The 13154-nt window shown below is 66.4% G+C and carries 13 protein-coding genes; 7 read left to right on the top strand and 6 right to left on the bottom strand.

Annotated elements, in window-relative coordinates:
* Positions 1-304 precede the first annotated feature (304 nt).
* The gene (locus IEY31_RS00065; protein ID WP_188967797.1) at positions 305-1087 is read right to left on the bottom strand and encodes a hypothetical protein; all 783 of its coding nucleotides are present in this window, start codon (positions 1085-1087) and stop codon (positions 305-307) included.
* 34 nt (positions 1088-1121) lie between these two features.
* Here IEY31_RS00065 and IEY31_RS00060 point away from each other — a divergent pair, with 34 nt between their 5' ends.
* Positions 1122-1565, top strand: a complete 444-nt coding sequence (locus IEY31_RS00060) for a hypothetical protein (RefSeq protein WP_188967795.1) — start codon at positions 1122-1124, stop codon at positions 1563-1565.
* On the opposite strand, the gene murF is transcribed toward IEY31_RS00060, so the two are convergent.
* Positions 1535-2821, bottom strand: a complete 1287-nt coding sequence (murF, locus tag IEY31_RS00055) for a UDP-N-acetylmuramoyl-tripeptide--D-alanyl-D-alanine ligase (protein ID WP_188967793.1) — start codon at positions 2819-2821, stop codon at positions 1535-1537. The genes IEY31_RS00060 and murF overlap by 31 nt on opposite strands.
* Positions 2822-2865: 44 nt before the next feature.
* Here murF and IEY31_RS00050 point away from each other — a divergent pair, with 44 nt between their 5' ends.
* Positions 2866-3846 carry an acetamidase/formamidase family protein gene (locus IEY31_RS00050; protein ID WP_188967791.1) on the top strand — a complete coding sequence of 327 codons (981 nt, stop codon included), beginning with the start codon at positions 2866-2868 and terminating at the stop codon, positions 3844-3846.
* An 88-nt stretch (positions 3847-3934) separates the two neighbouring features.
* Here IEY31_RS00050 and IEY31_RS00045 read toward each other — a convergent pair whose 3' ends face one another.
* From IEY31_RS00045 to gltX, 4 genes are all read right to left on the bottom strand, one after another.
* Positions 3935-5494, bottom strand: a complete 1560-nt coding sequence (locus IEY31_RS00045) for a DAK2 domain-containing protein (RefSeq protein ID WP_188968726.1) — start codon at positions 5492-5494, stop codon at positions 3935-3937.
* Between the two features lie 37 nt (positions 5495-5531).
* Positions 5532-5870, bottom strand: coding sequence for an Asp23/Gls24 family envelope stress response protein (locus IEY31_RS00040; protein WP_188967789.1), 339 nt, complete (start codon positions 5868-5870; stop codon positions 5532-5534).
* A gap of 108 nt (positions 5871-5978) precedes the next feature.
* Positions 5979-6125: a hypothetical protein gene (locus IEY31_RS00035; RefSeq protein ID WP_188967787.1), complete on the bottom strand. Its 147-nt coding sequence runs from the start codon at positions 6123-6125 to the stop codon at positions 5979-5981.
* A 53-nt stretch (positions 6126-6178) separates the two neighbouring features.
* Complete coding sequence (gltX, locus tag IEY31_RS00030) at positions 6179-7618, bottom strand: glutamate--tRNA ligase (protein ID WP_229723210.1); 1440 nt, start codon at positions 7616-7618, stop codon at positions 6179-6181.
* A 494-nt stretch (positions 7619-8112) separates the two neighbouring features.
* On the opposite strand from gltX, the gene IEY31_RS00025 reads away from it, so the two are divergent.
* From IEY31_RS00025 to IEY31_RS00005, 5 genes are all read left to right on the top strand, one after another.
* On the top strand, positions 8113-8670 hold the full coding sequence (locus IEY31_RS00025; protein ID WP_188967782.1) for a flavin reductase family protein: 558 nt from the start codon (positions 8113-8115) through the stop codon (positions 8668-8670).
* A 328-nt stretch (positions 8671-8998) separates the two neighbouring features.
* The gene (gene rpsL / locus IEY31_RS00020) at positions 8999-9382 is read left to right on the top strand and encodes a 30S ribosomal protein S12 (protein ID WP_188968724.1); all 384 of its coding nucleotides are present in this window, start codon (positions 8999-9001) and stop codon (positions 9380-9382) included.
* Positions 9383-9532: 150 nt separating this feature from the next.
* The gene (rpsG, locus tag IEY31_RS00015) at positions 9533-10003 is read left to right on the top strand and encodes a 30S ribosomal protein S7 (RefSeq protein ID WP_039682839.1); all 471 of its coding nucleotides are present in this window, start codon (positions 9533-9535) and stop codon (positions 10001-10003) included.
* A 153-nt stretch (positions 10004-10156) separates the two neighbouring features.
* Entirely contained in the window at positions 10157-12259 is a 2103-nt protein-coding gene (gene fusA / locus IEY31_RS00010; RefSeq protein ID WP_188967780.1) for an elongation factor G, read from the top strand.
* A gap of 89 nt (positions 12260-12348) precedes the next feature.
* Positions 12349-12786, top strand: a complete 438-nt coding sequence (locus IEY31_RS00005) for a hypothetical protein (RefSeq protein ID WP_188967778.1) — start codon at positions 12349-12351, stop codon at positions 12784-12786.
* Positions 12787-13154: the final 368 nt, after the last annotated feature.

Genomic DNA, 13154 nt, shown 5'->3' with positions numbered 1-13154 from the left:
TGCAACCATCCCGGCGCTTACCGAACTCTGACACCCCCGCAGGCCGGGCCGGTCTGGACGGCGGAAGATGACGGGCGTGGTGCCGGGTCAAAATACAGGATCTGGCCCACGCGCTCCTGCCCCGGTGGGGGGGGTGGGCTGGATGCCCCCACCGTCGCCCACTTCAGGGCGCAGGGACAAACGGCGCGGATCAGCAGCCGACAGGTGTTCAGTGAGAGGTGTGCCCCTGGGCTCTGGCCCGCTCAGGCAGCAGACAGATGGCTCCGGCTCCAGTTTCGCCGGACCGTCGCCCCGGCCCAGCCGGCTAGCGCTCCCGTAGATCAGTTCCGAAGACGCGCACCTGACCCTGTGGGCTGATCGTCACCACATCCGTCCCCACCAGCCCCACGCGGCCCGGCCCGTGCGGCACGCGGGCCAGCACCCCTCCGGCCGTGTCGAGCCGTTCCAGCGCACCGTTGTTCAGGCGGTAGCGGCCGAAGGCGCCGTTCACGCCGGGCACGTCAGCCGATCTCGCGCCGGTGGGGGTGGCGTGCAGGTACGGTCCCGCGCCGGTTTCCAGCACCGCGCCGTCCGATACCCGCAGCAGCCGGCCCCCCAGCAGCACGTAATCCTGACCGTCGCCGCCCGTCAGTGCCGCAGCGGGCGCACCCACCACGCCGCGCGTTGCCGCGCCCGCGTAGGTGACGGCGGTGCCGTCCTCACGGTAGGCCCGGCTGGCGCTCAGGGCCACCACCCGGCCTACCGCCACCGTCCGCGCGGCGCGGTCCAGCGTGACCACTGCCCCCAGCCCTGGAACGGCGGCCCAGGCGTCCCCGGCGTTCCAGGCGACGTCCACCACCGGGGGCAGCCGGGGGCAGGTCACCCGGTACGACGGCATGCGCGCCACGCAGGCCTGCCCACCGCTGACCCATGCCACGCCTTCGGGTGCAAAGGCGGCCCGGAAGCCGGGGTCAGCGGGCGCGGCGACGACTTTCGGGCTGGCGACCTGGGACTGCGCCGGTGCCCCCGCCGGAACCGGGGCGCAGCCTGCCAGCGGCAGCAGGCCCAGGATGAGGAGTCTGGGGACAAGGGTAAGGAGGCGGCGCATGGAACCCATTGTTCCCGGCGCTAGGCTCAGGGACATGAGGCAGCCCATCACCGTCTTCGCCCGGACCCGGGAGCAGTTCAATGACGCGCGTCTGAGCTATCAGCGCCCCGACATCGCCTTTTTCTCGGCCGGCGCGTGCCAGATTCTGGCCTTCGCGTTTCTGGACACCTACCCGCACGCGGGCTTCCGGCCCCGCTTCATCTACCCCACGCCCGGCTTTGACGGCAGCCATATCTACGTCACCGACGGCCACACCGCCTTCGATGCCCAGGGCTACATCTCAGAAGTGGGACTGCTGCGCCGCCATCATGCGGCCTACGCGCCTTACTGGCAGGGCGGGGTGGAGGACATTACTGTGCCGATGACCGAATTCTGCGCGGCCAACGATCACGCCACTCCCTGCTATTTTCCGCCGGGTGCATGGGAGCGGGCGCTGACGTACCTGCGTCAGTTTCCAGCGCCGCCGTCGCGCCACTGAAGCAGGGCGTCCACCACCACGTCCAGCCCCACCCCGGCCTGCGCCCGTTGTTGGGGCGTCCAGGAGATGCCCCGGCTGGCCTTGACCAGCACCACATCACCGTCCCGGACCTCGGCCAGCAGGGCATTTGTCAGCTCGGGCACGGTGCTGTAAGCCCGCTCGCCCAGTTCGGCGGCAAAGGCCCCCACGCCGTAGGTCAGGTCCGCTCTGGCCCGCGCCGCCTGACCCACCTGCGCGTGCCACTCGCGCTCGGTGTCGCCCAGTTCCAGCATGCGGCCCAGCACGCTGATGCGCCGTCCCGGCATCCCCGTCAGGGCGTCCAGTGCGGCGGTGACGGCCACGGGCGAGGCATTGTAGGCGTCGTCAATCACCGTGAAGCGGCCCGGATGCATCCGGTAACGCCCCCCCGGTACGCTGACCTGGGACAGTCGCGCCGCCGCCTCGTCCTGTGGGAGGCCCGCCTCGCGCGCCAGGGTCAGGCCCAGCACGGCGGCCTCGGCCTGCACGCGGGCGGCCAGCGGAAGACGGACCTCGGTCCCGTCGAACAGGAACGCGGCGCCCTGCGGCGTGACCTGCAGATTCTGCCCGGCGTGGGTCACGTTTCCGAAGCCGTAGCTGTCCACACCTGGGTAGAACGGCGCAGCCTGTGCGCCCACCAGCCCGCGCACGCCCTTCAGGATGACGCCCTTCTCGCGCACGATGTTCTCGATGCTGCCCAGTTGCTCCAGATGCGCCGGGCCAATGGAAGTGACGATCCCCACGTCCGGGCGCACCAGCGCAACAAGTTCGTCCATCTCGCCGGGGCGGTCAATGCCCATCTCCACCACCAGCGGTTGCGCGGAGGCCCCGAACTCGACCAGAAAGCATGCGATGGCGGGCTGGGTGTTGAACACCGGCATGAAGTGGGCGTCCAGCGCCGCCGCCGCGTAGGCCTTGGCGGTGGTCTTGCCCGCGCTGCCGGTGATGCCGACAACCAGCCGGTTTCTGGCCCGCTCGGCGTGCGCCCAGGTTCGCAACGCGGCCCAGGCGTCGAACACCCGCACGGCGCGCGGCACATCCAGATCGGTGAGAACGAAGGGGGCACCCGCCGCCAGCGCCGCCTCCACGAAGCGGTTGCCGTGCATCGTTTCACCGGGCAGGGCGACAAACGCCACATCCGGGCCAGCCTCGCGCGAATCCCAGGTCAGGTGCGCGGCGGGGCGGGCGTCCGGGTAAACGGTGGCGGAAAAGGGGAGGGCGGCGTGTGGGTTGGGCATCGCTCCCCAGAATATCGGTCAGAATTACCAGTACGCTGAGCCGCATGGCTGACCACCACCTGAACGCCGATCACATTCACACTGTCTGGGACCGCACGCTGCCGCCCGCGTTGCACGTGCGACCCGGCGACAGCCTTACCCTCGACACGCTGGACGCCTCGGACGGTGGGGTGGCGCGGCGGGTGGCAGGCGGTGAATTGACGTCCCCTCCCACGCTGGACGCTCTGATCCGGGCCGACGCTGTTCCTGTGCGTGACGGCCCACGGGGTCATCCGCTGACCGGCCCGGTGTTCGTGGAGGGCGCGCAGCCCGGCGACGCCCTGAAGATCGACATTCTGGACGTCCGGCCTGCCGCCTGGGGCTGGACCGCCTGCCGCCCGAACGGGATTGGCCTGCTGGACGCTGTGCTGGCCGGGGAAGGCTTGCAGCCCTACACGCACTTCTGGGACCTGCGCAGCGGCCTTCACGCCGATTTCCTGCCGGGCATTCGCCTGCCCCTGGCCCCCTTTCCCGGTGTGATTGGGGTTGCGCCCGGCGCGGACGGCCCGCACCCCACCGCGCCGCCCCGGCAGGTGGGCGGCAACATGGACATCCGGCAACTGGTGGCGGGCAGCACGCTGTATCTGCCGGTGGAAGTCCCAGGTGCGCTGCTCTCGGTGGGCGACCTGCACGCCGCGCAGGGCGACGGCGAACTGTCAGGGACGGGGATCGAGATGGCCGGGCAGATCGCGCTGCGCGTCGGCCTGGAGAAGGGCGCGGGCCTGACCACGCCGGAATTCGTCACGCCCACGCACGGCGGCAGCAGTTCGCGCTGGCACGCCACCACCGGCCACGATCCAGACCTGATGACCGCCGCCCGCATTGCCCTGCGCGCCCTGCTGCAGCGGCTGACGGCGCGTGGTCTGAGCCTGGAGCAGGCGTACGTGCTGTCCAGCGCGTGTGTGGATCTGAAGATCAGTCAGGTAGTGGACGCGCCGAACTACACGGTCAGCGCCTTTCTGCCGCTGGACATTTTTGTGAACTGAACGGCGGCCCAGCAGTGCCCCAGCATGTTCAATCCTGCATGCCATCGGGTGGGACGGGCGATCAGGCGGAGGGCTGTCCCGTCCACTTTTACTCCAGCATCACCAGATAGTCGTACAGGTCCGGGCCGCCCGCGTGGGCCTCCACCTCCGCCGACGCGAACTGCTGGCCGATGCGTTCGGCCAGCGCGTCCAGATCCGCCTGGGACTTCTGCGGGCCGCCGAACACCGTGATGATCTCCTGCCCGGCGTAGGCGTCCGCCAGCATCTTCAGCACGCTGTCCTCGGGACTGCCGCCGGCCTGGACGAGTTCATCGTCCTGCAGGCCAATCACGTCGCCCTCGGCAATGTCCAGGGTCTCGCCCTTCTTGGTGGTGATGTTGGTGGTGCGGCTGGCACGGGTGACTTCAAAGGTGGTCACGGCCCCGGCGGCCTCGGTCATGGCTTCCTTCAATTCGTCGGCGGGCACGTCCGGCTGAAAGGCCAGCGCCGCGCCCATGCCCTGCCCCAGCGTGCGGGTGGGCACTACCACGGCGCGGCCTTCCATCAGTTCCATGGCGCGTTCGGCGGCCATCAGCACGTTCTTGTTGTTGGGCAGCACGATCACGCGTTCGGCGCTGACGCTGCGAACGGCGTCCACGATGTCCTGGACGCTGGGGTTGGCGGTCTGTCCGCCCGAGACGATGCGTGCCCCCAGGCTGCGGAACAGCTTGACCAGCCCGTAACCGTTGGCCACCGCCACCAGTCCCGACAGCGGCAGCTCTTCCTCGGCGCGGGCGGTGGCCCCGGCCATGCCCAGAATCTCGGTGTGCTGCTCGGACATGTCCTCGACCTTGGTTTTCAGCATCCTGCCGTAGCGGCCCACGGTGGCCAGCAGCTCGTCCGGCTCGTTGGTGTGGATGTGGCCCTTGACGTAGCCCTCCGCGCCCACCACCAGCAGGCTGTCGCCGAACGGACTGACCAGCTCGCGGATGTCCTCAATGGGCCTGGTGGCCTCGGACATCAGGAACTCGGTGCAGAAGCCGAACTCCTCGTTCTCGAAGCTCTGGGCGGCGTACTGGGTGATCTCGGGCGCTTCGGGCAGTTCGTCGCCGCGCAGCTCGGCCAGCATGCCCTGCACGATGTACAGGTAGCCCTGGCCGCCGCTGTCGATCACTCCCGCCTGCTTCAGTGCGGGCAGCATCTCGGGCGTCTGGTCCAGATATTCCTGCCCCTTGAACAGCGCGTTTTCCAGCACCATGTCCACCGAGTCGCCGCGTGCGCCCTCGGCAATACCCCGCGCCACGGTCAGGATCGTGCCTTCCACCGGCTTCATGACTGCGCCGTACCCGCTCTTCTGAGCAGCGTCGAAGGCGCGGACCAGGGTGGGCGCATCGATTTCTGTCCTGTCCTTGATGACTTCCGCGAAGCCCTTGAGCAGTTGAGACAGAATCACGCCGCTGTTGCCGCGTGCGCCCAGCAACGCGCCGTAGCTGATGGCGCGGGCCACGCCGGCCATGCTGCTCACGTCGGCGGTGTCCAGTTCGCGGCGCACCGATTGCATGGTCAGGTGCATGTTGGTGCCGGTGTCGCCGTCCGGGACCGGGTAGACGTTCAGCGCGTTGACTTCCTCGCGGTACACACCCAGCCAGTCGGTGGCGTAGCGCAGCATCTGGGCGAGGTCGGCGGGCGTCAGGGTTGCCTTGTGCTCAGACACGCTGGACCCCCACCGCATGCACGCGGGTGGCCGAGAGTTCGATGCCGGCCAGATTCTTGACGGTGTGTTCCACGCGCTCGACGATATTGCGCGCCACCGTGGGAATGCTGACGCCGTAGGCCGCCACGATGTACAGGTCGGCGGTGTAGGTGCCGCCCTCCCTGTCCCGGCCAATCACCACGCCGTCGCTGACGTTGGCGCGGCCCAGCACGCGGCTGATGCCTTCTTTGAGGTTGGCGGGGGCCATGCCCACCACCCCCGGAATCTCGTGGGCCGTCAGGCCGATCAAGGAGGCCAGGGCCGCCTCGGAAATTTGTATGGTGCCAGTCACAGTACCGGGCAGTATACGGGGCGGCGGCGAAGAGTCTGGCCCTCTCGCCGCACGGCACGAGGCGCCCAGACCTCATCTGTCTGGGCGCCTCCGGGGTAAGGGCTGGGGTCAGTCGCTGGCCGTGGGGCTGCCGTCCGGCTTTGCGGTGGAGCCGGGGACCTGGGTGGCCCCCAGCACCGGAATCACCGGAATGAACAGCACCACCAGGAAGCCCGCCACGATGAAGCACAGGCTGGTGCCGAACATGCGGGTCATGCTGGCGGTGAAACCGTTGATCCGTTATGCCTGGTTGTGGTGGCGGTGGCCCTTCAGCCGGCGCGTGCGGCCCGCTCCACCCGTGCCACCACGCGCTCCCGGCCCAGGGCTTCCAGCATCTGCGGCAGATCGGGGCTTTCCAGCGTTCCGGCGACGGCGGCGCGCACCGGGGGCATCACCTTGCCCAGCTTGAGGCCCCTTTCCTCGGCGTAGGCGTGGAACAGGGCGCTCAGGTTCCCGGCGTCGAAACTGGGCAGGTTCTTGAGGCGGCCCGCCAGCTCCGGCAGCAGCTCCCGCGCGCCGTCAATGGCCTTCTGCGCCTTCTCGTTGACCGGGTAGTCCTCGGACCAGAAGTAGCCTGTCTTGTCCAGAAAGTCGCTGAACACTTCAATGCGCGGAATCAGCAGCCGGGTAACGGCGCGGAAGTAACTGTCCAGCGGCAACCCGGACTTGTGGGCCAGCAGGTGGTCATGCAGGCGCCTGGTGACTTCCTCCTCGTCCAGCACCTCGCGCAGGTACTTGCCGTTGTACCAGCGCAACTTGTCCTGATCGAACACGGGGCTGCCCAGCGTCACGTCCTCCAGCCGGAAGGTGCGCTCGAACTCGGCCAGATCGAAGATTTCCTGGCCTTCGGGGTGGGTCCAGCCCATCGTCGCCAGAAAGTTCAGCATCGCCTCGGGCAGGTAGCCCTGTTGCATGTACCACTCGACGCTGGTGGGGTTCTTACGCTTGCTGATCTTGGATTTGTCAGCGTTTCGTAGCAGCGGCATGTGCGCAAAACGCGGCGCGTCCCAGCCAAAGGCGCGGTACAGCAGGACGTGTATGGGCGTGCTGGTGATCCATTCCTCGGCACGGACCACGTCGCTTACGCCCATCAGGTGATCGTCCACCACGTTCGCCAGATGGTAGGTGGGGTAACCGTCGGCCTTGAGCAGCACCTTGTCGTCAATTTCGGCGTTCTGAAAGTGGATGGGATCGCGCAGCAGGTCGTTGACCACCGTCTCGCCCTCGCGCGGCACCTTCAGCCGGACCACCGCCGCGTCACCCGCCGCCACCCGCCGCTGCGCCTGTTCGGGGTCCAGATCGCGGCTGGGCACGGCGATCACCGTACCGTCCGCCTGCGCCTTCTCGCGCAGTTCGGTCAGTTCTTCGGGCGTCTCGAAGGCGTAATAGGCGTGGCCGGATTCCACCAGTTGCCGGGCGTGCTGGCCGTACAGTTCGGTGCGCTCCGACTGGCGGTAGGGGCCGTTGGGGCCGTCCTGAAGCGGCGATTCGTCGGGCGTGAGGTTCAGCCACTGCATCATCTGAAAGATGCGTTTCTCGCTGCCCTGCACGTAGCGGTTGCGGTCGGTGTCCTCGATCCGCAGGATGAAGCGGCCGCCGCCCTGCCGCGCCAGCACGAAGTTGAACAGACCGATGTAAGCGGTGCCCACGTGCGGGTCTCCGGTGGGACTGGGGGCAATGCGGGTCACGGTGGGCTGGGATGAAGACATGAGGCACAGGATACGGGGCGTGGGCAGGCCTTCTGCCTCTCGGTTGGCCGCAGGTGTCCTGACGGCTGTGCCACGCATCCGTTCCGGCCTGTGCTGGCGGCTGGCATCAGCGTGTGCGTCCTGATCTGCTGCAACGCCTTTTCTTCCCTTTCCAACGACGCCAGTATCAATGCGAATGGCAGTTATACCAGCGGCTCATCCGGCAGAACAAACGACAGCGCCATGCTGGACATCACAGCGGGGCCAGTCCGGTGAGTTTCAACGCCGCCACCACGCTCGGGAGAGGCGGCGCCTGTTGTGGCGGGTTGACCGGGCGTTACGGCGTTCAGGTCATGGTCTACATCTACAGGCCAGCCGATACAGCGGGACGGGCGTCACGACACATGTGTGGCCGGGCAGTGGCAACCTTCCCAGGCAAGCAGCGGGCCACCGGAACTGATATGCAAGCGGGGTAGGTGGCGCGGTGATGCGGACCTCCCGCTATCCTGCCTCCCATGCTCAGCGAGACAGGCACGCAGTTCTTCGGTTACTACCCCGGCACGGTGGCGCTGATCACCGCCGAACACGGCGGGGTCCGCAACGTTATGGCGGCCGGCTGGCACACCGCCCTGAGCGCTCAGCCCCCGCTGTACGGCGTGCTAATTGGCCGGGAGCGGGCCACCCACCCCCTGGTGGCCGGCAGCGGCGTCTTCGGGGTCAACTTCCTGCCTGCCACGCACGCCCGGCCAGTGCAGGGCACAGGCGTGATATCGCTGCATGACCTGAATCCGGCAGAGGCCGACAAGCTGTCCCGGCTGAACCTGAAGACTTTGCCGGACGCGCCGCTGGCTCTGGCCGACGCCTATCTGCACTACCATTGCCGGGTCAGCCAGACCGTGACCACGGGAGATCATGACCTGTTCGTGGGCGAGGTGCTGGAGGTGCGGCACGATCCTGCCTTTTACGATGGGCAACGGCTGTTCACGGGTGAAGCCCCCGTGTATCTGGGACGCAGTTCATACGTGAAAACCACGCAGGAGCGGGCGGTCTTCGCTCCCGAAACGTTCGGCTGATCGCGGTATGGGGCGTGGGACGGCGCTGTGTGCGCTGCGTCTGGTGCGCCGGACAGCTCCCCTTGCGTCAGTCCCTCCCGCAGGCGTATCATGCCAAGGTTGAAAACTGCCCCGGTCCAGGGTTGCGCCGCGTGGAGTTTTTCGGCATGCCGCTCCGGCAAGTGACCTCAGGGCTGATGCTGACAGCCCCAGCAGTCCGTCAGGAGTGCGTGATCACCTCAGAGCTCAACTTTGTCAACCCGTCGCCCGGCCCCGTACGCGTGGGCTGGCCCTATCTTCCGAGAAAGCCGTATGTCCTTGGAAAACCGAACACGAGGAGTGATTCACCCTGCCTACCACCCAGCAACTGATCCGCAAGGGGCGCACCACGCTCCAGAAGAAGAGCAAGGTTCCGGCCCTTAAGGGCAGCCCCTTCCGCCGCGGCGTGTGCACGGTCGTCAAGACCACCACGCCCAAGAAGCCCAACTCGGCGCTGCGGAAGATCGCCCGCGTGCGTCTGTCCAGCGGCTTTGAAGTCACCGCCTACATCCCGGGCGAGGGCCACAACCTGCAGGAACACAGCGTCGTGCTGATCCGCGGCGGACGAGTCAAGGATTTGCCCGGCGTGCGTTACCACATCGTGCGCGGCAGCCTCGACACCCAGGGCGTCAAGGACCGCAACAAGAGCCGGTCCAAGTACGGCACCAAGAAGCCCAAGGCGGCCAAGAAGTAAAGGTTGCCCGCCCCGGCGGGACTGTCGGCACGCCCCCTTGTGGCCTGAACCCCAGAGTGTCTTCTGGAGCGTTCGCCAGAGGTAAGGCCAATGAATCACGCACAACGCGCCTGACAACAGCGCACCCAGCAAGTATCTAAGGAGTTCAACATGGCACGTCGCCGCAGAGCAGAAGTGCGTCCCCTCCAGCCCGACCTGGTTTATCAGGACGTGCTGGTCAGCGCCACCATCAACCGCATCATGGAAGACGGCAAGAAGAACCTTGCCAGCCGCATCTTTTACGGCGCCATGAAAGTCGTGCAGGAGCGCACCGGCCAGGAGTCGCTCAAGATTTTCAAGCAGGCGTTTGACAACATCAAGCCGCGCGTGGAAGTCCGCAGCCGCCGCGTCGGGGGCAGCACCTACCAAGTGCCCGTCGAGGTCAGCGTGCGCCGTCAGCAGAGCCTGACCCTGCGCTGGATGATGGCCGCCGTGGACAGCCGTCCCGAGCGCACTGCCATCGAGCGTCTGGCCGGCGAGATCATGGACGCCGCCCAGGGCCGCGGCGGCTCGATCAAGAAGAAGGACGACATCGAGCGCATGGCGGAAGCCAACCGCGCCTACGCGCACTACCGCTGGTAACCGGTACTTCCGCCCAGCAGTGAAGACTGGACGGTGGGCTTTCCTGCCGTCCAGCTTAGGTGAAGGGCGCAAACTACCGGGCGCGCATGTGCTGTGCGCCTCAACCAATGATCCGGGGGGCGAGACACGCTTCCCTCTCTATCAGGGAGTCTAATGACCACCAAAGCCACCAATTACCTGACCCATTTCCGCAACATCGGGATTGCCGCCCACATCGACGCGGGCAAGACCACCACCACCGAGCGCATCCTGTTCTTCACGGGCCGCAACCGCAACATCGGTGAGGTGCACGACGGCGCGGCCACCATGGACTGGATGGAGCAGGAGCGCGAGCGCGGCATCACCATCACCGCCGCTGCCACCACCGCCAAGTGGACCCGTTCCGGCACCGAGCAGGAATACGTCGTCAATATCATCGACACTCCCGGCCACGTGGACTTCACCATCGAAGTGGAACGCTCCATGCGCGTGCTGGACGGCGCGGTGGCCGTGTTCGACTCCAGCCAGGGCGTCGAGCCGCAGAGCGAGACCGTGTGGCGTCAGGCGGACCGTTACGGCGTGCCGCGCATCGCGTTTTCCAACAAGATGGACAAGACCGGCGCGAGCTTTGATCTGGTGCTGGGTGACATCCGTGAGCGCCTCGGCGCCATCCCCGCCCCCATCCAGTACCCGATGGGCGAGGAATCCGACTTCAAGGGCATCATCGACATCGTGCGGATGCAGACCCACACCTTCACCAACGATCTGGGCACCGAAATCACCGTGGGCGAGATCGGCGACATCCCCGAGAAGTACGCGGGCAAGGTGGCCGAGATGCGCGCCATGATGATCGAGGCTGCGGCCGAGGTCGACGAAGATGTGATGATGAAGTTCCTGGAAGGCGAGGAGCCCACGCCGGAAGAACTGATCAAGGCCCTGCGCAAGGGCACCATCGCGCAGAGAATCTTCCCGGTGCTGTGCGGCAGCGCTCTGAAGAACAAGGGCGTTCAGCTGCTGCTCGACGCCGTGATCGACTATCTGCCCAACCCGCTGGAAGTTCCGGCCATCGTCGGCAAGGTGGAAGACAGCGAGGAAACTGTTGCGTTCCCCGCCGACCCCGACGGCAAGCTGGCCGCTCTGGCGTTCAAGATCATGGCCGATCCCTACGTGGGCCGCCTGACCTTCGTGCGCATCTACTCGGGCACCATGCAGTCCGGCAGCTACGTGATGAACGCGTCCAAGGACAAGCGCGAGCGCGTGGGCCGTCTGCTGAAGATGCACGCCAACAGCCGTGAAGAAGTCACCGAGCTGAAGGCCGGGGAACTGGGCGCCGTCATTGGCCTCAAGGATTCCGGCACGGGCAACACCCTGATCGGCGACGGCGACGACGCCGTGCTGCTGGAGAGCATCGATATTCCGGAGCCTGTGATCAAGCTCGCCATCGAGCCCAAGACCAAGGCCGACCAGGAAAAGATGGGCATTGGTCTGCAGAAGCTGGCCGAAGAGGATCCCACCTTCCGCGTGGAGTCTGACCAGGAAAGCGGCCAGACCACCATCTCGGGCATGGGCGAACTGCACCTGGAAATCCTGGTGGACCGCCTGAAGCGCGAATACAAGGTGGAGGCGAACGTGGGCGCGCCGCAGGTGGCCTACCGCGAAACCATCACCCGTGCCACCGATGTGGAAGGCAAGTTCGTGCGTCAGTCCGGTGGACGCGGGCAGTTCGGCCACGTCAAGATCCGCGCCGAGCCCCTGGAACCCGGTTCCGGCTTCGTCTTCGAGAACGCCGTGGTGGGCGGCACCATTCCCCGCGAGTACATCAACCCGGCCCAGAAGGGGATCGAGGAAGCCATGCAGAGCGGCCCCATGCTGGGCTTCCCGGTGGTGGACATGAAGGTCACCATCTACGACGGGTCCTACCACGAAGTGGACTCCTCGGAAATGGCGTTCAAGATCGCGGGCAGCATGGCCCTCAAGGAAGCCGTCCAGAAGGGCGCTCCTGCGATCCTCGAACCCGTCATGCGCGTCGAGGTGACCGTGCCCGAGGACTACATGGGCGACATCATCGGTGACCTGAACAGCCGCCGTGGCCAGATTCAGGGCATGGAAGCGCGCGGCAACGCCCAGATCGTCAAGGCCTTTGTGCCGCTGAGCGAGATGTTCGGGTACGCCACCGACATGCGCTCAATGACCCAGGGCCGCGCCAGCTACAGCATGTTCTTCGACCACTACACCCAGGTGCCGAACAACATCGCCCAGGGACTGATGAAGAAGTAAACCGGTTTTAAGAGACAGGGCCCGCCGTCACTGGCGGGCCTTTCTCTTTTGCCGCCCTTTCAAAGCGCGGCGCGATACTCTGGGAGGTGATGACTGCTCCCACTTCCCCCGAACAGAAGCCGCTGGGCCCGCGCCCCCCGCGCCTGCTGTTCCTGACGCTTCCCCTGCTGATCGGCGTTTTTTACAACGCCATTTCCCTGCTGACCCTGCCCTTCACTGGCCCCACGTTAACCGACGTGCTGGCGCGGCTCAACGAACAGGCAGCAACTTCAGGGCTGCCGCCCGTTCAGCTGTCGCCCGATCAGCTTCAGTGGGTGCTGTGGCTGTCGTTTGCCATCACGGCGGTCCTGATCCTGTGGCTGTATTACACGCGCCGGGCCCTGCTGGAAGGCCGGAACTGGGGCCGCGTCTCGGCCATCGTAATCGGTGTGTTTACCCTGCTGGTCTTTCCCGTCGGGACGGTGCTGGGCATCTTCATGTTGATCGGCGCCTTTGACAAGCAGGTGATGGCTTACACGCGTCACTGAAGCCAGACTGGGATCTTCAGTGACGAGCAGCGCTGGGAATTCTGGCGTCTGTCTGCAGTTCCCCCGGCTAACCTGGTCGTTTCGCGTTGTGGACAGCACTTGCCCTGAACCCGGATATCCTGTATCCTCTTTCTTCGGTGCGTCTGGACTCCAGCGCAACGTGCCAGCACGGCGGGACACTGCCCTGGCGAGAATCAACCCAATGTGGGTCACACCATCAGAACCCTGCGGTATGCGCGGGGGACGCCCGATCAAAGGGGCAATTTTGCGTGTGAATCCACCACTTGGAGGGAGCAGAGAACATGGCAAAAGGAACGTTTGAGCGCACCAAGCCGCACGTGAACATCGGGACCATCGGTCACGTCGAT

The sequence above is a fragment of the Deinococcus aerolatus genome (genome assembly GCF_014647055.1).
Lineage (GTDB): Bacteria > Deinococcota > Deinococci > Deinococcales > Deinococcaceae > Deinococcus > Deinococcus aerolatus.
Note: the sequence above shows the minus strand (reverse complement) of the source record. Positions and strands in the feature narration are given on the sequence as shown.

Bases quoted from the DNA above. Each gene is read 5' to 3' on its own strand.
- IEY31_RS00045 (WP_188968726.1), bottom strand. From the start codon at position 5,494: ATGCTGCGCTACGCCACCGACTGGCTGGGTGTGTACCGCGAGGAAGTC.
- gltX (WP_229723210.1), bottom strand. From the start codon at position 7,618: ATGTCTTCATCCCAGCCCACCGTGACCCGCATTGCCCCCAGTCCCACC.
- IEY31_RS00050 (WP_188967791.1), top strand. From the start codon at position 2,866: ATGGCTGACCACCACCTGAACGCCGATCACATTCACACTGTCTGGGAC.
- murF (WP_188967793.1), bottom strand. From the start codon at position 2,821: ATGCCCAACCCACACGCCGCCCTCCCCTTTTCCGCCACCGTTTACCCG.
- IEY31_RS00035 (WP_188967787.1), bottom strand. From the start codon at position 6,125: ATGACCCGCATGTTCGGCACCAGCCTGTGCTTCATCGTGGCGGGCTTC.
- fusA (WP_188967780.1), top strand. From the start codon at position 10,157: ATGACCACCAAAGCCACCAATTACCTGACCCATTTCCGCAACATCGGG.
- rpsG (WP_039682839.1), top strand. From the start codon at position 9,533: ATGGCACGTCGCCGCAGAGCAGAAGTGCGTCCCCTCCAGCCCGACCTG.
- IEY31_RS00005 (WP_188967778.1), top strand. From the start codon at position 12,349: ATGACTGCTCCCACTTCCCCCGAACAGAAGCCGCTGGGCCCGCGCCCC.
- IEY31_RS00065 (WP_188967797.1), bottom strand. From the start codon at position 1,087: ATGCGCCGCCTCCTTACCCTTGTCCCCAGACTCCTCATCCTGGGCCTG.
- IEY31_RS00060 (WP_188967795.1), top strand. From the start codon at position 1,122: ATGAGGCAGCCCATCACCGTCTTCGCCCGGACCCGGGAGCAGTTCAAT.
- IEY31_RS00025 (WP_188967782.1), top strand. From the start codon at position 8,113: ATGCTCAGCGAGACAGGCACGCAGTTCTTCGGTTACTACCCCGGCACG.